This is a genomic window from Tritonibacter mobilis F1926 (genome assembly GCF_000376545.2).
Lineage (GTDB): Bacteria > Pseudomonadota > Alphaproteobacteria > Rhodobacterales > Rhodobacteraceae > Epibacterium > Epibacterium mobile.
Genome location: NZ_CP015230.1, coordinates 184936 through 206041 on the forward strand (window position 1 = coordinate 184936; position 21106 = coordinate 206041).

The 21106-nt window shown below is 58.0% G+C and carries 15 protein-coding genes; 12 read left to right on the plus strand and 3 right to left on the minus strand.

Features of this window, described 5'->3' with window-relative positions; all coding sequences use genetic code 11:
- From rplA to K529_RS00900, 8 genes are all read left to right on the plus strand, one after another.
- Nucleotides 1-699: a 50S ribosomal protein L1 gene (gene rplA, locus K529_RS00865; protein ID WP_005621045.1), complete on the plus strand. Its 699-nt coding sequence runs from the start codon at nt 1-3 to the stop codon at nt 697-699.
- A gap of 162 nt (nt 700-861) precedes the next feature.
- Nucleotides 862-1809, plus strand: coding sequence for a glycosyltransferase family 2 protein (locus K529_RS00870; protein WP_040642320.1), 948 nt, complete (start codon nt 862-864; stop codon nt 1807-1809).
- A gap of 306 nt (nt 1810-2115) precedes the next feature.
- Nucleotides 2116-2634 carry a 50S ribosomal protein L10 gene (gene rplJ, locus K529_RS00875; protein ID WP_005621052.1) on the plus strand — a complete coding sequence of 173 codons (519 nt, stop codon included), beginning with the start codon at nt 2116-2118 and terminating at the stop codon, nt 2632-2634.
- 80 nt (nt 2635-2714) lie between these two features.
- On the plus strand, nt 2715-3089 hold the full coding sequence (gene rplL, locus K529_RS00880; RefSeq protein ID WP_005621055.1) for a 50S ribosomal protein L7/L12: 375 nt from the start codon (nt 2715-2717) through the stop codon (nt 3087-3089).
- 293 nt (nt 3090-3382) lie between these two features.
- Nucleotides 3383-7522 carry a DNA-directed RNA polymerase subunit beta gene (gene rpoB, locus K529_RS00885; RefSeq protein ID WP_005621057.1) on the plus strand — a complete coding sequence of 1380 codons (4140 nt, stop codon included), beginning with the start codon at nt 3383-3385 and terminating at the stop codon, nt 7520-7522.
- A gap of 53 nt (nt 7523-7575) precedes the next feature.
- Nucleotides 7576-11808 carry a DNA-directed RNA polymerase subunit beta' gene (gene rpoC, locus K529_RS00890; RefSeq protein ID WP_005621059.1) on the plus strand — a complete coding sequence of 1411 codons (4233 nt, stop codon included), beginning with the start codon at nt 7576-7578 and terminating at the stop codon, nt 11806-11808.
- Nucleotides 11809-11969: 161 nt separating this feature from the next.
- On the plus strand, nt 11970-12782 hold the full coding sequence (locus K529_RS00895; protein WP_005621061.1) for a glycosyltransferase: 813 nt from the start codon (nt 11970-11972) through the stop codon (nt 12780-12782).
- Nucleotide 12783: 1 nt separating this feature from the next.
- Nucleotides 12784-13665 (plus strand): DMT family transporter, encoded by an 882-nt coding sequence (locus K529_RS00900; RefSeq protein WP_005621073.1) that lies wholly within the window; start codon nt 12784-12786, stop codon nt 13663-13665.
- Here K529_RS00900 and K529_RS00905 read toward each other — a convergent pair.
- Nucleotides 13644-14450, minus strand: coding sequence for a putative rhamnosyl transferase (locus K529_RS00905; RefSeq protein ID WP_005621075.1), 807 nt, complete (start codon nt 14448-14450; stop codon nt 13644-13646). The two genes, K529_RS00900 and K529_RS00905, sit on opposite strands and share 22 nt — an antisense overlap.
- 337 nt (nt 14451-14787) lie before the next feature.
- Between K529_RS00905 and rpsL the strand changes: the two genes are divergently transcribed.
- The 4 genes from rpsL (at nt 14788) to tuf (ending at nt 19028) form a co-directional block, all read left to right on the plus strand.
- Nucleotides 14788-15159 carry a 30S ribosomal protein S12 gene (gene rpsL / locus K529_RS00910; protein WP_005621086.1) on the plus strand — a complete coding sequence of 124 codons (372 nt, stop codon included), beginning with the start codon at nt 14788-14790 and terminating at the stop codon, nt 15157-15159.
- Between the two features lie 18 nt (nt 15160-15177).
- Nucleotides 15178-15648, plus strand: coding sequence for a 30S ribosomal protein S7 (gene rpsG / locus K529_RS00915; RefSeq protein ID WP_005621089.1), 471 nt, complete (start codon nt 15178-15180; stop codon nt 15646-15648).
- Nucleotides 15649-15669: 21 nt separating this feature from the next.
- Nucleotides 15670-17790 carry an elongation factor G gene (gene fusA / locus K529_RS00920; protein WP_005621092.1) on the plus strand — a complete coding sequence of 707 codons (2121 nt, stop codon included), beginning with the start codon at nt 15670-15672 and terminating at the stop codon, nt 17788-17790.
- A 62-nt stretch (nt 17791-17852) separates the two neighbouring features.
- On the plus strand, nt 17853-19028 hold the full coding sequence (gene tuf, locus K529_RS00925) for an elongation factor Tu (RefSeq protein ID WP_065317462.1): 1176 nt from the start codon (nt 17853-17855) through the stop codon (nt 19026-19028).
- A gap of 168 nt (nt 19029-19196) precedes the next feature.
- Here the strand turns inward: tuf and K529_RS00930 are convergent, their stop codons facing one another.
- Both K529_RS00930 and K529_RS00935 read right to left on the minus strand, forming a co-directional pair.
- Complete coding sequence (locus K529_RS00930) at nt 19197-20111, minus strand: aldo/keto reductase (protein WP_005621955.1); 915 nt, start codon at nt 20109-20111, stop codon at nt 19197-19199.
- Between the two features lie 4 nt (nt 20112-20115).
- Nucleotides 20116-20955: a hypothetical protein gene (locus K529_RS00935; protein ID WP_005621953.1), complete on the minus strand. Its 840-nt coding sequence runs from the start codon at nt 20953-20955 to the stop codon at nt 20116-20118.
- Nucleotides 20956-21106 lie beyond the last annotated feature (151 nt).

Genomic DNA, 21106 nt, shown 5'->3' on the forward strand with positions numbered 1-21106 from the left:
ATGGCAAAGCTCGGTAAACGTACCCGCGCAGCGCGCGAAGCCTTCGCAGGCAAATCGAACCTCACGATCGAGGAAGCCGTCGCACTGGTGAAGGCAAACGCCAACACCAAATTCGACGAAACCGTCGAAATCGCGATGAACCTCGGTGTTGACACCCGTCACGCAGACCAGATGGTGCGCGGCGTTGTTGGCCTGCCCAACGGCACCGGCAAAACCATGCGTGTTGCCGTGTTCGCGCGTGGCCCCAAAGCGGAAGAAGCTCAGGCCGCTGGCGCAGACATCGTTGGCGCAGAAGACCTGATGGAAACCATCCAGGGCGGCACCATCGAATTTGATCGCTGCATCGCAACCCCGGACATGATGCCCGTCGTCGGTCGTCTGGGTAAGATCCTTGGCCCGCGCAACCTGATGCCGAACCCCAAAGTTGGCACCGTGACCATGGACGTTAAAGCGGCCGTGGAAGCAGCCAAGGGCGGCGAAGTTCAGTTCAAAGCTGAAAAAGGCGGCGTTGTGCACGCAGGCGTTGGCAAAGCGTCCTTCGACGAAGCCAAACTGGCTGAAAACGTGCGCGCATTTGTGTCCGCTGTGGCCAAAGCGAAGCCGACCGGTGCCAAAGGTGCCTACATGAAAAAGATCGTCCTGTCCTCCACCATGGGCCCGGGCGTGACACTTGACGTGGACGGCGCTGTTTCCGAGTAATCGGACCCTTCCATGTTTGAGAAAAGAAAGGCGGCACTTCGGTGTCGCCTTTTTTTGCGCAAGATCTCCGTATAGTGAGAAATTGGCAAGGTATCCGGCGCTGATAGGGCGATCAGGCAGAAAGTGCTGATTGGCAAAATGACGAGTGAAGTGAGTGCGGAAATGGCACCAGCAGTGACGCAGGTTTGGCGCGTTGGCGCCATCATGAATGAACCTTTCAAAGAGGTGCTGAAGTTCTGTGCGTGGTATCTCGCGCTGGGTGCCGACGAGCTGACGATCTGTTTTGACAATCCTGATGATCCGGCGATTGAAGCTCTCTCCGAACATCCTCGCGTGCGCTGCATTCCCTGTACCCCAGCATTTTGGCAATCGCTTGGCCTCACAGCCGAGAGCGCATTTGTCAAACGCCAGAATGCGGCACTGACATGGATCTATGGGCAATACCCTGACGGCTGGCTGCTGAACGTCGATGCGGATGAGTTCATGTATTTCGAGGGGCGCGGTGTAGCGGATGTGCTGCAGCAAGAAGGCGGGCAGGTGCTGTCGATCCGGGTCATCACGGCAGAGCGTGTGATTGCGCCCGAAGGGGTGGGCGAGACCTTGTTCCGCCGCCCGATGGCTTATGATGTACGCAAATCGGTCTACGGCACGGATGCGAAACTTTTTGGCCCCAAACGGTCCGGTCTGGTGGGGCATCCGCAGGGGAAATCCTTCGTGCGGTGCGGTGTTGCGGGATTGCAGCTGCGCCAACATTGGCCACGCGCTGGCAGCGTGGAGGCCGGAGGAGAGGTTCTGCTCGATCATCGTGATGGCGCGCATTTGCTGCACATGATCGGGGCCGATTTTGAAATCTGGCGCAACAAGCTGGCATGGCGCTGCGGGTCGCGCGGCTTTACCGATCCGCTGACAGAGCGTATTGAGGCGGCACTGGCTTCCTCGCAAAGCGAAACGGAGTTGCGGGATCTGTTCTCTCGCCTTCATGCGCTTCGCCCTGATCAGGTGGCGCATCTGGAACGGGAGGATGCGCTTTTGCGCCTGAAGTGGGATTTGACCGCGCTGATGCAGCGAGAATTCGGCATCGTTCTGGAACGCATCGACACGCCAGGATGACACATACCCGATGGGTTGATGTGTCGTTTAGGGGTTGGAAATCATGAGCCGCAGGACTATGTAGCGTCCACGGAGTAAAGCGTGCGATTCGTCGTGCGCTTTTCTCCTTTTCGTCCAAGATGGTGGGTGGCCTGTCGATCGGGCCTTAATTTCCCTCCTGAGACGGGTAGGACCAATGAAAGATCGAGGGTTTTTCGACTCTCGGGCGACTTTGGCTGAAACCCCGTAAAACGGACTTGACCGCCATGCCTTTCGAGGTGTGGCAGAAAATGAGCCGGGGCATCTGCCCCTAATTTGGAGAGAACTGTGGATAGAGCCCAGAAAGAGAAAGTGGTCGAGGAACTCGGCCAGATCTTCGAAAGCTCTGGCGTGGTGGTCGTAGCCCACTACACCGGTCTGACAGTTGCCGAGATGCAGGACCTTCGCGCACGTGCTCGTGACGCGGGCGGCTCCGTGCGTGTTGCCAAAAACAGGCTCGCCAAAATCGCCCTCGAGGGTAAACCGTGTGAAAACATGGCTGACCTGCTGACAGGGATGACCGTTCTGACCTATTCCGAGGACCCCGTGGCAGCAGCCAAGGTGGCCGAGGACTTCGCCAAGGAGAACAAGAAGTTCGAAATCCTTGGCGGTGCAATGGGCGAGAACGCTCTTGACCGCGCAGGCGTTGAAGCCGTGTCGAAAATGCCGTCCCGCGAGGAGCTTATTGCTTCCATCGTTGGCTGCATCGGCGCACCGGCCTCCAACATCGCCGGCGCAATTGGCGCACCTGCAAGCAACATCGCAAGCATTCTTTCGACCATCGAAGAGAAGGCGGAAGCTGCGTAAGCGGTTGGCACTTAATGACTGGCGTAGGGTGACATTACCCACGTTGGAACACACATCTGTAAACGGAAAGAGCTAATACAATGGCTGATCTGAAAGCACTCGCGGAAAGCATCGTTGGTCTGACCCTGCTGGAAGCACAAGAACTGAAAACCATCCTCAAAGACGAGTACGGCATCGAGCCCGCAGCTGGCGGCGCAGTGATGATGGCTGGTCCTGCAGGCGGTGAAGCAGCTGCTGAGGAAGAGAAAACCGAATTCGACGTCGTTCTGAAGAACGCCGGCGCATCCAAAATCAACGTCATCAAAGAAGTCCGCGGCATCACCGGCCTGGGCCTCAAAGAAGCGAAAGAACTGGTCGAAGCCGGCGGCAAGATCAAAGAAGGCGTTTCCAAAGACGAAGCCGAAGACATCAAAGGCAAGCTGGAAGCAGCTGGCGCCGAAGTCGAGCTGGCTTAAGCCCTTCGATAGAGGACATTCGGGCTGGATTTCCTGCTGGAACTTCTGCTCTATAGGCCTCAAATCATTTGGCTGGATCCGGGGAAACCCGGGTCCAGCTGAACCTGTCTCAGAAAGGGGCCTTTTCACCTATGTGTGGTGGCCCTTTTTTCAGGCGAGGTTCGTTGGATCGGGAGGTCGCCATTCGGGACGGTGGCCATGAATTGATCCAGACCACGCTGTCTCTGACGGATGAGGTGCCGGGGCCCGGCGGCTGCCTTGTTTGTTGAGAACTCTGAAAGGTGAACTCTGACATGGCTCAAACGTTCCTTGGCCAGAAACGTCTTCGCAAATATTACGGCAAGATCCGCGAAGTGCTGGATATGCCGAACCTCATTGAGGTTCAAAAATCTTCTTATGATCTTTTCCTGCGCTCCGGCGATGAACCTCAGCCGCTTGACGGCGAAGGCATCAAAGGCGTGTTCCAATCGGTTTTCCCGATCAAGGATTTCAACGAAACCTCCGTTCTGGAGTTCGTGAACTACGCGCTTGAGCGTCCCAAGTACGACGTCGACGAATGTATGCAGCGCGACATGACCTATTCGGCACCGCTGAAGGTCACGCTGCGTCTGATCGTGTTTGATGTCGACGAGGACACCGGTGCGAAATCGGTAAAAGACATCAAGGAACAAGATGTCTTTATGGGCGATATGCCCCTGATGACCCCGAACGGTACGTTCATCGTGAACGGCACCGAACGTGTGATCGTGTCTCAGATGCACCGCTCACCGGGTGTGTTCTTTGACCACGACAAGGGCAAAACCCATTCTTCCGGTAAACTGCTGTTTGCTTGCCGCATCATCCCGTATCGCGGCTCCTGGCTCGACTTTGAGTTCGACGCCAAAGACATCGTCTTTGCCCGCATCGACCGTCGCCGCAAACTGCCGGTGACCACGCTTCTTTATGCGCTGGGTCTCGACCAGGAAGGCATCATGGATGCCTATTACAACACCGTCGACTTCAAGCTTGAGAAGTCGCGCGGCTGGATCACCCCCTTCTTCCCCGAACGTGTGCGCGGCACCCGTCCGACCTATGACCTCGTAGATGCCGCCACGGGCGAAATCATCTGCGAAGCGGGCAAGAAAGTGACCCCACGCGCGGTCAAGAAGATGATCGACGAAGGCACCATCACCGAGCTTCTGGTGCCCTTCGAGCATATCGTTGGCAAATATGTTGCTAAGGATATCATCAACGAAGAAAACGGCGCGATTTACGTCGAGGCTGGCGATGAGCTGACCCTTGAGTATGACAAAGGCGGCGAAATCATTGGCGGGTCCGTCAAAGAACTGCTGGATGCGGGTATTACCGACATTCCGGTTCTGGACATCGACAACATCAACGTTGGCCCCTACATGCGTAACACCATGGCGGCAGACAAGAACATGGGTCGCGACACCGCGCTCATGGACATCTACCGCGTGATGCGTCCGGGCGAGCCGCCCACCGTCGAAGCCGCGTCCGCGCTGTTTGACACCCTGTTCTTCGACAGCGAGCGCTATGATCTCTCTGCCGTTGGCCGCGTGAAGATGAACATGCGTCTGGCTCTGGATGCAGAAGACACCCAGCGTACCCTGCGCAAAGAAGACATCGTCGCCTGCATCAAGGCGCTGGTGGAACTGCGCGATGGTAAGGGCGACATCGACGACATCGACCACCTCGGCAACCGTCGTGTTCGCTCCGTTGGCGAACTGATGGAGAACCAGTACCGCGTTGGTCTGTTGCGCATGGAGCGCGCGATCAAAGAGCGTATGTCCTCTGTCGAGATCGACACCGTGATGCCGCAGGACCTGATTAACGCCAAGCCTGCCGCCGCGGCTGTGCGCGAATTCTTCGGCTCTTCGCAGCTGTCGCAGTTCATGGACCAAACGAACCCGCTGTCGGAAGTCACCCACAAACGCCGTCTCTCGGCGCTTGGCCCCGGTGGTCTGACCCGCGAGCGTGCTGGCTTTGAGGTGCGCGACGTTCACCCGACCCACTATGGCCGGATGTGTCCGATTGAAACGCCGGAAGGTCCGAACATTGGTCTGATCAACTCGCTGGCGACCTTTGCCCGCGTGAACAAATACGGCTTCATCGAAACTCCATACCGTGTGGTGAACAACGGTCAGGTGACCGATGAGGTTCACTACATGTCTGCCACCGAGGAAATGCGTCACACCGTGGCGCAGGCGAACGCCAACCTCGATGAAGACAACCGCTTTGTGAACGACCTCGTGTCCACCCGTCAGTCGGGCGACTACACGCTGGCCCCGAACGAGAGCGTTGATCTGATCGACGTTTCGCCCAAGCAGTTGGTATCGGTTGCGGCCTCGCTCATTCCGTTCCTTGAAAACGACGATGCTAACCGCGCTCTGATGGGTTCGAACATGCAACGTCAGGCGGTTCCGCTGCTGCGCGCTGAAGCGCCGCTGGTTGGTACCGGTATCGAGGAAATCGTGGCGCGCGACTCTGGCGCGGCGATCATGGCGAAGCGCGCAGGCGTGATCGACCAGATCGACGCTCAGCGTATCGTTATTCGGGCCACCTCCGATCTGGAGCTGGGCGACGCAGGCGTGGACATCTACCGCATGCGCAAATTCCAGCGCTCGAACCAGAACACCTGCATCAACCAGCGTCCGCTGGTGAAAGTGGGTCAGACGGTCGAGAAGGGCGAAGTGATCGCAGATGGTCCCTCCACCGATATGGGTGAACTGGCCCTCGGTAAAAACGTGGTTGTCGCGTTTATGCCGTGGAACGGTTACAACTATGAGGACTCCATCCTGATCTCCGAGCGTATCGCGCGTGACGACGTCTTCACCTCGATTCATATCGAGGAATTCGAAGTCGCCGCCCGTGACACCAAGCTTGGGCCGGAAGAAATCACCCGCGACATCCCGAACGTCGGTGAGGAAGCCCTGCGCAACCTCGACGAGGCGGGCATCGTCTACATCGGTGCCGATGTAGAGCCGGGCGATATCCTCGTGGGTAAGATCACACCGAAGGGCGAAAGCCCGATGACGCCGGAAGAAAAACTGCTGCGCGCCATCTTTGGTGAGAAAGCCTCCGACGTGCGCGACACCTCGCTGCGCGTGAAGCCGGGCGACTACGGTACCGTTGTTGAGGTCCGCGTCTTCAACCGTCACGGCGTCGAAAAAGACGAACGTGCGCTGCAGATCGAGCGTGAAGAAGTCGAACGTCTGGCCCGTGACCGGGACGACGAACTCGGCATTCTGGACCGCAACATCTACGCCCGTTTGCGGGACCTGCTGCTCGGCAAAACTGCCGTCAAAGGCCCCAAAGGCGTGCGCGGCAACACCGTCATCGACGAGGATCTGCTGGACAACCAGCTGACCCGTGGTCAGTGGTGGATGCTTGCTCTGGAAGAAGAGCAGGACGCTCAGATCCTTGAGGCTCTGAACGAGCAGTACGAAGCGCAAAAACGTGCTCTGGACGCCCGTTTCGAGGACAAGGTCGAGAAGGTCCGTCGCGGCGACGATCTGCCCCCGGGTGTGATGAAGATGGTCAAAGTCTTCATCGCCGTGAAGCGTAAGCTGCAGCCGGGCGATAAGATGGCCGGTCGTCACGGGAACAAAGGTGTTATCTCCCGCGTGGTGCCGATGGAGGACATGCCGTTCCTCGCAGATGGTACCCCGGTAGACTTCTGCCTTAACCCGCTCGGCGTGCCGTCGCGCATGAACGTTGGTCAGATCCTTGAAACTCACATGGGTTGGGCCGCACGCGGTCTGGGTCTGAAAATCGACGACGCACTGCAGGACTATCGCCGCACTGGCGATCTGACCCCTGTGCGTGATGCGATGCGCGAAGCCTATGGTGAGAATGTCTATGAAGAGGGTATCTCTTCCATGGACGAAACCCAGCTCATCGAGGCCGCAGGTAACGTGACCCGTGGTGTGCCGATCGCAACGCCGGTCTTTGACGGTGCGAAAGAAGATGACGTCAACGATGCGCTGGTGCGCGCGGGCTTTGACCAGTCCGGTCAGTCGATCCTGTTCGACGGCCGCACGGGTGAGCAGTTCGCACGTCCGGTGACCGTGGGCATCAAGTATCTCTTGAAGCTGCATCACCTCGTGGACGACAAAATCCACGCCCGTTCCACCGGTCCGTACTCGCTGGTTACCCAGCAGCCGCTCGGTGGTAAGGCGCAGTTTGGTGGTCAGCGCTTTGGTGAGATGGAGGTCTGGGCTCTGGAAGCTTACGGCGCCGCCTACACCCTGCAAGAGATGCTCACCGTGAAGTCGGATGACGTCGCAGGCCGGACCAAGGTCTATGAGTCGATCGTCAAGGGCGAGGACAACTTTGAAGCGGGCGTACCGGAATCGTTCAACGTTCTGGTTAAAGAAGTCCGCGGCCTCGGCCTGAACATGGAACTCCTGGATGCGGAGGTTGAGGAGTGAGGGGGCTTCCCCTCACCCCACGTCCCCCCTTCCGCAAGATTTGAGGTATCAAAATGAACCAGGAAATCACCAATAACCCGTTCAACCCGCTGACCCCGCCGAAGGTCTTTGACGAGATCAAGGTGTCGCTGGCCAGCCCGGAACGGATCCTCTCGTGGTCCTACGGCGAGATCAAAAAGCCGGAAACCATCAACTACCGTACGTTCAAGCCCGAGCGTGACGGCCTGTTCTGCGCGCGTATCTTTGGTCCGATCAAAGACTACGAATGTCTCTGCGGCAAATATAAGCGCATGAAGTATCGCGGCGTTGTCTGCGAGAAATGTGGTGTTGAAGTTACCCTTCAAAAAGTGCGCCGCGAGCGCATGGGCCACATCGAACTGGCCGCCCCCGTTGCGCATATCTGGTTCCTGAAGTCGCTCCCCAGCCGGATCGGCCTCATGCTGGACATGACCCTGCGTGATCTGGAACGCGTGCTCTACTTCGAAAACTACGTTGTCATCGAGCCGGGTCTCACCGACCTGCAATACGGCCAGATGATGACCGAAGAAGAGTACATGGACGCGCAAGATGCCTATGGCATGGACGCTTTCACCGCCAATATCGGTGCCGAAGCGATCCGCGAAATGCTGGCGGCGATCGATCTTGAGGCAGAAGCCGAGCACCTGCGCGCCGAACTGGCCGAGGCCACCGGCGAACTGAAGCCCAAGAAGATCATCAAGCGTTTGAAAGTCGTCGAATCCTTCCTCGAGTCGGGCAACCGTCCTGAGTGGATGATCATGACCGTGATCCCGGTCATTCCGCCGGAACTGCGTCCGCTGGTTCCGCTGGATGGGGGCCGTTTTGCGACCTCCGACCTTAACGACCTCTATCGTCGGGTGATCAACCGGAACAACCGTCTGAAGCGTCTGATCGAGCTGCGCGCGCCTGACATCATCGTCCGCAACGAAAAGCGGATGCTGCAGGAATCCGTTGATGCTCTGTTCGACAACGGCCGTCGTGGTCGCGTCATCACCGGTGCCAACAAACGCCCGCTGAAGTCGCTCTCCGACATGCTGAAAGGTAAGCAGGGTCGCTTCCGTCAGAACCTTTTGGGTAAACGCGTCGACTTCTCCGGTCGTTCGGTCATTGTGACCGGCCCCGAGCTGAAGTTGCACCAGTGCGGCTTGCCCAAGAAGATGGCGCTCGAACTCTTCAAGCCCTTCATCTACTCGCGTCTGGAGGCCAAAGGTCTGTCCTCCACCGTGAAGCAGGCGAAGAAGCTCGTTGAAAAAGAGCGTCCCGAAGTTTGGGACATCCTCGATGAGGTGATCCGCGAGCACCCGGTGATGCTGAACCGCGCACCGACGCTGCACCGTCTTGGTATTCAGGCGTTCGAACCCACGCTGATCGAAGGTAAAGCGATCCAGCTGCACCCGCTGGTCTGTTCGGCGTTCAACGCGGACTTCGACGGTGATCAGATGGCTGTGCACGTCCCGCTGAGCCTTGAGGCCCAGTTGGAAGCGCGCGTCCTGATGATGTCCACGAACAACGTTCTGTCGCCTGCAAACGGCGCGCCGATCATCGTTCCCTCGCAGGATATGATTCTTGGCCTTTACTACCTCACGCTGGCGCGTGAAGGCATGAAGGGCGAGGGCATGGTCTTTGGTAACCTCGATGAAGTTCAGCACGCGCTGGACGCTGGTGTTGTGCATCTGCACTCCAAAGTCACCGTTCGGGTTCCGCAGATCGACGAAGAGGGCAACGAGGTCTTCCAACGCTTTGAGACCACTCCGGGCCGTGCCCGTCTTGGTGCGTTGCTGCCGAAAAACGCCAAGGCACCGTTTGAACTGGTGAACCGTCTGCTGCGCAAACGTGAAGTTCAGCAGGTCATCGACACCGTCTACCGCTACTGCGGTCAGAAAGAGTCCGTGATCTTCTGTGACCAGATCATGACCATGGGCTTCCGCGAGGCGTTCAAGGCGGGCATCTCGTTCGGTAAGGACGACATGGTGATCCCGGATTCCAAGTGGACCATCGTCGACGACACCCGCGATCAGGTTAAAGACTTTGAACAGCAGTACATGGACGGCCTGATCACTCAGGGCGAAAAGTACAACAAGGTCGTGGATGCCTGGTCGAAGTGTAACGACAAGCTCACCGAAGCCATGATGTCCACCATTTCGGCGGTCAAAAAGGCAGAAGACGGCTCCGACATGGAACCGAACTCGGTCTACATGATGGCCCACTCCGGTGCGCGTGGCTCCGTGACGCAGATGCGTCAGCTGGGCGGGATGCGTGGTCTGATGGCAAAGCCGAACGGCGACATCATCGAGACCCCGGTTATCTCGAACTTTAAAGAAGGCCTGACCGTTCTGGAGTACTTCAACTCCACCCACGGTGCCCGTAAGGGTCTGTCGGATACGGCGCTTAAGACTGCGAACTCCGGTTACCTGACCCGTCGTCTTGTGGACGTGGCGCAGGATTGCATCGTGCGTGAGCACGACTGTGGTACCGAACGTGCGATCACTGCAGAGACTGCGGTCAATGATGGTGAGGTTGTGGCCTCCCTCGGCGAGCGTATTCTGGGTCGTGTTGCCGCGGATGATGTCAAACGTCCGGGCACCGAAGAGATCGTGGTCGCCGCTGGTCAGTTGATCGACGAACGCATGGCGGACGCGATCGAGGAAGCCGGTGTTCAGTCCATGCGCATCCGCAGCCCGCTGACCTGTGAAAGCGAAGAGGGCGTCTGCGCCATGTGCTATGGCCGTGACCTTGCGCGCGGTACCATGGTCAACTCCGGTGAGGCCGTCGGCATCATCGCGGCGCAGTCGATCGGTGAACCCGGTACACAGCTGACGATGCGGACCTTCCACATCGGCGGCGTGGCACAGGGTGGTCAGCAGTCCTTCCTTGAGGCGTCCCAAGAGGGCAAGATCGTGTTCGAGAACACGAACACGCTCACCAACGCCAACGGCGAAGTTCTGACCATTGGCCGGAACATGAAGCTGATCATTCAAGACGAGCACGGTGAAGAGCGCTCCAGCCACAAGCTGGGCTACGGCACCAAGCTGTTCGTCAAGGAAGGCCAGCAGGTCAAGCGCGGCGACAAACTGTTCGAGTGGGACCCCTATACCCTGCCGATCATCGCCGAAAAGCCGGGTACTGCGAAGTACGTGGACCTCGTGTCCGGTCTGGCCGTGCGCGAAGAAACCGACGATGCCACCGGCATGACCCAGAAGATCGTGATCGACTGGCGTGCGGCACCGAAGGGCTCTGACCTGAAGCCGGAAATCATCCTTGTGGGTGATGATGGCGAACCGGTCCGCAATTCCCTTGGCAACCCGCTGACCTATCCAATGTCCGTGGATGCGATCCTGTCCTGTGAAGACGGTCAGAAGATCGAAGCCGGTGACGTTGTTGCGCGTATCCCGCGTGAAGGTGCGAAGACGAAGGACATTACCGGTGGTCTGCCGCGTGTGGCCGAACTCTTCGAGGCGCGTCGTCCGAAAGATCACGCGATCATCGCCGAAATCGATGGTTACGTGCGCTTTGGTCGCGACTACAAGAACAAGCGTCGCATCTCCATCGAGCCGGCAGATGAGTCCATGGAGGCCGTGGAATACATGGTGCCCAAGGGCAAGCACATCCCGGTTGTCGAAGGCGACTTCGTTCAAAAAGGCGACTACATCATGGACGGCAACCCGGCGCCGCATGACATCCTGTCCATCATGGGTGTCGAGGCTCTGGCGAACTACATGATCGACGAAGTGCAGGACGTTTATCGCCTGCAGGGTGTGAAGATCAACGACAAGCACATCGAGGTGATCGTTCGCCAGATGCTGCAAAAGTGGGAGATCTCCGACTCCGGCGAGACCACGCTCCTCAAGGGCGAACACGTCGACAAGCAGGAGTTCGACGCGGCAAACGAGAAGGCGCTCAGCCGCGGCAAGCGCCCGGCACAAGGCGAGCCGATCCTTCTTGGTATCACCAAGGCGTCGTTGCAGACCCGCTCCTTCATCTCCGCGGCCTCCTTCCAGGAGACCACACGAGTCCTCACCGAGGCTTCTGTGCAAGGTAAGAAGGACAAGCTGGTCGGCCTGAAGGAAAACGTCATCGTCGGTCGTCTGATCCCGGCGGGCACCGGTGGTGCAACCCAGCAGGTGCGCCACATCGCATCCTCGCGCGACAATGTGGTCCTTGAGGCCCGTCGCGAAGAGGCCGAAGCGGCGGCAGCCCTTGCAGCGCCGATGGCGGATGATGTTGCGGATGCGGATTTCCTCGTGGAAACCCCGGAAAGCCGCGACTAAGCTCGACGGCTTGTTGCTGAATTGAGAAAGCCCCGCGTCCACCGTGACGCGGGGCTTTTTCGTTGCGCGCGCGGGGCCGGGCAGCGGTGCACCAAGCCTCTTGGCAAGCGGGCGAGGGCGTGGTTTCTGTTGGTTGTCAAAGCCGGGAGAGAGACGACGCGATGGCGGCAACATTCAATATGGTCGGCGTGATCCGCTTCTCGCTGCTGACACCGACCTTCAATGCAGACCGCTACCCGGATCTGGACGCCGCGGCTGAGGCGATTTTTGCACCCGACCGCATGGCACTGCGGCTGCACCTGTTTGAAAAGCTGTGCCTGCCTTCCTTGGTGCGGCAGGGGGACGCCGATTTCCATTTGTTGGTTGCGACCTCTGATCGTCTGCCGCAACCGGTGTTGAAACGCCTACAAGAGTTGCTTGCGCCGCACGATCATATGCGGCTGTTGCAGTTTGCGCCGGAGAACCACTTTCAAATCCTGAAAGAGGCTTATGCTGCAATTCCGGAACAGGGCGAAAGCCACCGTATCCTGTTTCGCCTTGATGATGACGATGCATTGGACGGCGGCTATGTGGCCCGATGCAAGCGGCTGGCTGCGGGGCTTCTCCCCTTGCAGGCAAGCGCCGAGACACCTTTTGCCATCGCCTTTAATCGCGGCATTTATCTTGTTCGCGAAGAAGGCCAGCCGCCCGTCGTGGTGGACAGTTGCGAACGGGCGCCGCTCTCGGCGGGCACCGCGTTGGTGCGGCCTGTGTCGGGCAAGGGCAATCCCTATCGCTACAATCACCGCAAGTTTGCCCAGCATTATCCGCTGTTTTCGGATATTGCCGTTCCATCCTTTTTGCGGACGGTCCACGGTGACAACCATTCCACCCCGGCAATGATGGGACTGACGGCGCGGCAGACCGAGGCCGAGATTGATGCAGATCTGCAGGCCCATTTTGGCATGAGCCTTCATGCGCTTAAGGCGATCTGACATGACAGGATCGTTGAGCCCGAACCAGAAAGGCGCGCTCCTGATGCTGGGCAGCATGGCGTTCTTCACCATCAACGACACATTGGTCAAACTGGTGGGGGAAACCGTGCCTTTGTGGCAGATCGTGACTGTGCGGGGCGTGATGGCGAGCGTTCTGCTGCTGTGTCTCGCACGCGCAATGGGTGCCTTGCGCTTTGATCTCTCGCGTCGTGACTGGGGGCTGGTTCTGGCGCGATGCGCGACCGAAATGGCTGTGACCTATTTCTTTCTGTCCGCACTGTTGCAGATGCCACTGGCGAATATCACGGCGGTGCTGCAAATGCTGCCGCTGACCGTGACGCTCTGCGCGGCGTTGTTCCTCGGGGAAACGGTCGGCTGGCGGCGGAGCCTTGCCATCGCACTTGGGTTTGTCGGTATGCTGCTGATTGTGCGCCCCGGTGGTGCGGATTTTGGTCCCGCGACGATATACGCGCTGCTGGCCGTTGCGCTGCTGACGCTCAGGGATCTGGTAACACGGCAGATGTCACCGGCCGTGCCCTCGCTCACCGTGACATTTCTATCGGCGTTTTCGGTGATGCTGTTTGGCCTTGGTTTGGGTTTTGGCGAGAGCTGGCAGCCGGTGGGCGGGCGCGAGTGGCTCTTGCTGTCTGCCACCGCCGTGCTGATCTTGCTGGCCTATCTTTGTGCGGTGATGACCATTCGTGTCGGTGAAGTCTCTGCGGTAGCACCGCTGCGCTACACCGGGCTCGTCTGGGCGTTGCTGCTCGGCTGGCTGGTGTTTGGTGAATTTCCCTCCGGTCTTACGCTCTTGGGGGCTGGCATCGTGGTGGCGGCGGGCCTGTTCACGTTGCTGCGCGAACGTCAGGTGGCCGAAAACACCTGACGCACATCTGCCTCGGATATGGCAAAGCGTGCCTCGAACTCTGCGACCTGCGCGACCGTGAGCGGCGTCACGGGGATGGGCTTCACGCGTTTTTGCCGGGAGTCATTGGAAGAATGCAGCCCACGCACAAACATCGGCGCATCCGACAGCGTGATGGTGGGCATAAAGCGCAGGATCTTCTCATGGGCGAAATTCATGATGGTGAGCTTAGTGCCGCCACGCACATACATGCCAAGACCCGCGACAAAATAGGGACGGTGAATTTCCGCCGCAGAAATCCCATTCGCCCCGAACTCCGCCGCATAGCCCATATTGAAATCGACCGCCACGCTGCGATGACGCGCGACCAGTCCGGGGCAGTCTGAAATGGTGCCGCGCAACCGCTCGATGAAATCGACCGAGACTGCATCGTCATCATCATATCGAAACTGGAGGCAAGGTTTGTCCGGATCGCGGCGCGCCTTGTTCAGAATGTCCTTCATGACCGCGCGCTGGGGCATTGGGGGGTGTTTTTCAATCCGCACCTGCGGCATCCCCGCGACGAGGTCACGAAGACGCGCCTCGTGATGGGCGGGCAGGCTGTCACCAATGACGACGATCAGATCGAAATCGGGATCTGTCTGCGCGCGCAGACAGGGCAGGGCGACCGTTTCAAACAGACGAAAGCGCTCTTCGAGGCGGGCTTCGCCGTAGAGGAAAGCGATGCGCTCCTCGATGCTGTCGTGCTCTACTTGAAAGCCGCCGATGGCAGGATAGGAAAATCGACAAAGCCCGATGACTTGCATCACTAAAAATCCTCATGAATAAACATGCGCGACTATGGCGGGCCGAACCCGGCCGGACAAGGTCTGCAAGCAGGGGCATGTGTTGACAAGCTCTGCGACTCTCAATATACGCGCGCTATCCGGCATGGGGGAGAAGTCCCTCTTACGCCGAACTCATATCTGTAGTGGCTCAAGGTCAGGGCACTTTTTTCACCCGGACCCTCTGTAAACCCACCGCGACGTTCACCTCGGAATGGGAACGTTTGCGGTTTTTGCGTTTGCGCAGACGCTGCTGAAGATCTCGCCGCACGGCGCGTGCCGTGCATGACATAGTGTTGCAAAACGGGGAATAACCGGAATGCCAACGATCCAACAGCTGATCCGCAAGCCGCGTCAGCCGAAAGTAAAACGCTCCAAGTCCATGCACCTGGAGCAGTGCCCGCAAAAGCGCGGCGTTTGTACTCGCGTCTACACCACCACACCTAAGAAACCGAACTCCGCTATGCGGAAAGTTGCGAAGGTTCGCCTGACCAACGGTTTCGAAGTGATCTCCTACATCCCCGGTGAATCCCACAACCTTCAGGAACACTCCGTGGTTCTGATCCGTGGCGGCCGTGTAAAAGACCTTCCGGGTGTCCGTTACCACATCCTGCGTGGTGTTCTGGATACCCAAGGTGTCAAAGACCGTAAGCAGCGTCGCTCCAAGTATGGCGCGAAGCGTCCTAAGTAAGAAGAAGGATAAGCATAGATGTCCCGTCGTCACGCTGCTGAAAAACGCGAAGTTCTGCCCGACGCCAAGTTCGGCGACCGCGTTCTCACCAAATTCATGAACAACCTGATGATCGATGGTAAAAAATCGGTCGCAGAGCGCATCGTTTACAACGCGTTTGATCGCGTTGAATCGAAAATCAAGCGCGCGCCCGTGGAAGTGTTCCACGAAGCTCTCGACAACGTGAAACCCTCCGTTGAGGTCCGTTCGCGTCGTGTGGGTGGTGCAACCTACCAGGTTCCCGTCGAAGTGCGCCCCGAGCGTCGTGAAGCGCTGGCAATCCGCTGGCTGATCACCGCTGCGCGCGGCCGCAACGAGAACACAATGGAAGAACGCCTCGCCGGTGAACTCCTCGATGCTGTACAAAGCCGGGGTACTGCCGTTAAGAAGCGCGAAGACACTCACAAGATGGCAGAGGCAAACAAAGCCTTCTCGCACTATCGCTGGTAACTCTTCAGAGGCTGATCCAATATGGCACGCGACTATCCGCTAGACCGCTACCGTAACTTCGGTATCATGGCGCACATCGATGCAGGTAAAACCACCTGCTCCGAGCGTATCCTGTTCTACACCGGCAAATCCCACAACATCGGTGAGGTGCACGACGGTGCAGCCACCATGGACTGGATGGAGCAGGAGCAGGAACGCGGCATCACCATTACTTCGGCTGCGACCACCACCTTCTGGGAACGCACCGAAGACGGCGAAACCGCTGACACTCCGAAGCACCGTCTGAACATCATCGACACCCCCGGCCACGTTGACTTCACCATCGAAGTTGAGCGCTCGCTGGCGGTTCTCGACGGTGCAGTCTGTGTTCTCGACGCCAACGCTGGTGTTGAGCCCCAAACCGAAACCGTGTGGCGTCAGGCTGACCGCTACAAGGTTCCGCGTATGGTGTTCGTCAACAAGATGGACAAGATCGGCGCGGACTTCTTCAACTGCGTTCGCATGATCGAAGACCGCACCGGCGCCCGCGCGGTTCCGGTTGGTATTCCGATCGGCGCCGAGAACGAGCTCGAAGGCCTCATCGACCTGGTCACCATGAAAGAGTGGCTGTGGCAGGGTGAAGACCTCGGCGCGTCCTGGATTCAGGTCGACATTCGCGACAGCCTGAAAGACATGGCTGACGAATGGCGCGGCAAGATGATCGAAGCGGCCGTCGAAATGGACGACGACGCGATGGAAAACTACCTGATGGACGGCGCAGAGCCCGACGTCGCGACCCTGCGCAGCCTGCTGCGTAAAGGTACGCTGTCGCTCTCCTTCGTTCCGGTTCTGGGCGGTTCTGCGTTCAAGAACAAAGGTGTTCAGCCGCTGCTTAACGCTGTGATCGACTACCTGCCGAGCCCGCTCGACGTTGTTGATTACATGGGCTTTAAGCCGGGCGACGAAGAAGAAGTTCGTAACATCGCGCGTCGTGCTGACGATGACATGGCCTTCTCCGGTCTTGCGTTCAAAATCATGAACGACCCCTTCGTTGGCTCCCTGACCTTCACCCGGATCTACTCCGGCGTGCTGAACAAGGGCGACTCCATCCTGAACTCCACCAAAGGTAAGAAAGAGCGCATCGGTCGTATGATGATGATGCACTCCAACAACCGCGAGGAGATCGAAGAAGCGTTTGCAGGCGACATCATCGCACTGGCGGGTCTTAAGGACACCACCACCGGTGACACCCTCTGCGACGCCAAGGAGCCGGTGGTTCTGGAAACCATGACCTTCCCGGATCCGGTTATCGAGATCGCCGTGGAGCCCAAAACCAAGGGCGACCAGGAAAAAATGTCCCAGGGTCTGGCACGTCTTGCTGCCGAAGACCCGTCCTTCCGCGTCGAAACCGACCTCGAGTCCGGTCAGACCATCATGAAGGGCATGGGCGAACTTCACCTGGACATCCTGGTGGACCGTCTGAAGCGCGAGTTCAAAGTCGAAGCCAACATCGGTGCCCCGCAGGTTGCCTACCGCGAGACCATTGGTCACGAGGTCGAGCACACCTACACCCACAAGAAACAGTCGGGTGGTTCGGGTCAGTTCGCTGAGGTGAAGATGATCATCTCGCCGACAGAAGCTGGTGAAGGCTATTCCTTCGAGTCCCGCATCGTTGGCGGCTCGGTTCCCAAGGAATACATCCCCGGTGTTGAAAAAGGCATCAACTCGGTCATGGACAGCGGCCCGCTCGCTGGCTTCCCCGTGATCGACTTCAAGGTTGCCCTGATCGACGGTAAGTTCCACGACGTTGACTCCAGCGTTCTGGCGTTTGAGATCGCAGCCCGTATGTGTATGCGTGAAGGCATGCGCAAAGCTGGCGCGAAACTGCTCGAGCCGATCATGAAAGTCGAAGTGATCACCCCGGAAGAATACACCGGCGGTATCATCGGCGATCTGACCTCCCGTCGCGGTCAGGTGTCCGGTCAGGAGCCTCGCGGCAACGCAATTGCGATCGACGCAAACGTGCCGCTCGCGAACATGTTTGGCTACATCAACACCCTGCGCTCCATGTCCTCGGGCCGCGCGCAGTTCACGATGCAGTTCTCGCATTACGATCCGGTCCCGCAGAACATCTCTGACGAGATCCAGGCGAAATACGCGTAAGCGTGACGATTTGGGGGAGTGCCGCGGCCGGCGCTCCCTCCCAAAGCTAAAAGGAGGCCATCATGGCTAAGGAAAAGTTTGAACGTAATAAGCCGCACGTCAACATCGGCACTATCGGCCACGTTGACCACGGTAAAACCACGCTGACCGCAGCAATCACCAAATACTTCGGCGACTTCCGCGCATACGACCAGATCGACGGCGCACCGGAAGAAAAAGCACGCGGTATCACCATCTCCACCGCCCACGTGGAATATGAAACCGACGCGCGTCACTACGCACACGTCGACTGCCCCGGCCACGCTGACTATGTGAAAAACATGATCACCGGTGCGGCGCAGATGGACGGCGCAATCCTGGTTGTGAACGCAGCAGACGGCCCGATGCCCCAGACCCGCGAGCACATCCTGCTGGGCCGCCAGGTTGGCATCCCGAAGATGGTCGTGTTCATGAACAAAGTGGACCAGGTTGATGACGAAGAGCTCCTCGAGCTCGTCGAAATGGAAATCCGCGAGCTGCTGTCCTCCTACGACTACCCGGGCGACGATATCCCGATCATCGCAGGTTCCGCGCTGGCGGCGATGGAAGGCCGTGACGACGCAATCGGTTCCGAGAAGATCAAAGAGCTGATGGCGGCTGTCGACGAATACATCGACACCCCTGCGCGTGCGATTGACCAGCCCTTCCTGATGCCGATCGAAGACGTGTTCTCGATCTCTGGCCGTGGTACTGTTGTGACCGGTCGTGTTGAGCGTGGCGTGATCAATGTTGGCGACAACATCGAGATCGTTGGCATCAAAGACACCACCACCACCACCTGTACCGGTGTGGAAATGTTCCGCAAACTGCTGGACCGTGGTGAAGCAGGCGACAACATCGGCGCGCTGCTGCGTGGTATCGACCGTGAAGCGGTTGAGCGTGGTCAGGTTCTGTGTAAGCCGGGCTCCGTGACCCCGCACACCAAATTCGAGGCAGAAGCCTACATTCTGACCAAAGAAGAAGGTGGCCGTCACACGCCGTTCTTTGCGAACTACCGTCCGCAGTTCTACTTCCGCACCACCGACGTGACCGGCACCGTGACTCTGCCTGCCGGCACCGAGATGGTGATGCCGGGCGACAACCTGAAGTTCGAAGTTGAACTGATCGCCCCGATCGCGATGGAAGACGGTCTGCGCTTTGCGATCCGCGAAGGCGGCCGCACCGTTGGCGCGGGCGTTGTGTCCAAAATCCTCGCGTAAGCGATGGGCCTCGCCTGATTTAAACGGCGAGTGACAATAGAAAGGGCCTCCCTTCGCGGGAGGCCCTTTTTTGTTGCGAGGCGCCGCCTCTCGCTCCGAGGTATTTGGGAAAAGATGAAACTCTCGCCCTAGGAGATAGAGCGGCGCTCCACCTTAGCGCTGAGATATCTATAGGGCCTCAAGCGCAGATTGAATCTCTTCGAGCTTGACCTGCGGGAGGTTTCTGACCTTGATGATAGAGGTCAGATGGTCTGGTTTGCTGATGCCGACAAGGCTGCACAGCGACAGCTCATTTAACAGTGTGGCCCCAATGGCAAACTCGCTGAGTGTAAGATCAAGAGCCTGTGCAACGGGGCGCAAGGCGGAGATTTTCTCGTGGATTTCCGTCAGAAGCACCTGAGGTAGCTGGTCTCTGGCGTCATGAAAGCAGCAGGCCGGACCTTCGCGAAAGAAGGTCTCGGTTATCAGGCCCCGAAACAGGGTGGAGCGGCCAATAAACTTCAGCCCGCGCTGATGTAGCCTCGATAAGAACGGCTCGTCGCATCGACGCTCCAGTGCTGAATAGTTCCATTGCAGATAGCTGCCAAATCCGATGTCAGCCGCATGTTGCAGCTCCTCCCAGCTGCGCGGGCTGACACCATAAGATCCGATGTAGCCCTCCTCCCGCGCCTTCTCAAACAGCGACCAGATGTTATCGGAGAGCAGCGCTGGCGGTGGAGCATGCAGCAACACCACATCGATCGCATCCATCTGGAGCCGCCTGCGGCTATCATCAAGACAGGAGAGGAACGTTGGCCAATTGATCTCGTCCGGTGCTAATGTGTTGAGGTGCGAGAGTTTTGTGACAATCAGCAGATCGTTTCTCCGCCCGGAACGGCTTACGGCTGTTCCGAGCAGGGTTTCACTTATTCCGTCGCCATAGGCTTGCGCCGTGTCAAATACATCAATGCCACTCGAGATTGCGCCTTCGATGAGCTTGATCCGTTGCGCCTCAGGACCCACGTGCCAACCGTTTTGCATCCCGTTGACGGTCTGTTCCCCGCCCAGTTGCCAGCAACCAAACCCGATCTTGCCATAGCGCACGTTGTCAGAGCTTTTCGTACAGTCTGAATTCAAAGGAGACGCGCGTTTCGTCTTCGTTGTTGTTCAGGGCGAGGCCATGAATCAGATGGGAGGAGAAAATCAGGAATTCATCAGATTTCGGGTTTTCTCGCACCAGATTGGAGTTTCCGCCCCAATCGCGAATACTTGCAACACTGTAGCGCTGAGCATTCATCGTGCTACCTGCTTTGGTGCGGGTGATTTTGCTCTCTGGCAGAAGATGGCTTCCAGGGGCCATCGGTAGCCCACTACAATCGTTCACGCCACATACAGGGATCCAGATATTGACCATCTTGGGCACGGAACCGTGTTCGTCGAAGGCTTCGTAAATGTCTTTGTGAACCGTATTGTAGTTGTGACTTTTGGGCTTGTTGATGCGCGCGATCATCCAAACATCCGTATTCGTTTGCGGATTGGTAAAGCTCAGATCAACCCCGAGGTAGGTGCTAAAATTTTTAAGTATCTTGGCGCTATCAAAGCCGAGGTCGGCTGGAAACAGGCGTCGGCTACGTTTGATCACCTCGGCATGGAGCGCATCGTCGACGTAAGCGTGATACCGCTCTAGTGTAAAACCACTGAGGTCAATTTCTGGGCGTAACTCAGTGATGATCTTGATAATTGCCGCTGTGGTTTCGCTGTAGATCGTGGCCGGGTCGTAAAAATCATCAGCCTTCAGCGTCGTATAGCCAGCGTCATACCAATCGGTGTGTTTGGTGATATCGTCGAACTTGGTGGACAACACCTCATCTGAGCCCACACTGTAAGCGTCCTCAGTTGCGAGCTGAACTGCGATTTCTGTGCCGTTGATGATATACTGAGTTTGCATGATCGGTCGCCCCGTAGCTGATCTGACCCGTTTCGAAGTCTGTCGGTGTGATATGTGCAATTCGTTTAAAACGAGTGAAAAACTCTATTGATTGCGGCAATTGGGGTGCGAGGTGGATCAGTGCGTGCGGGGCTCAAAGTGTCGTGCGGCT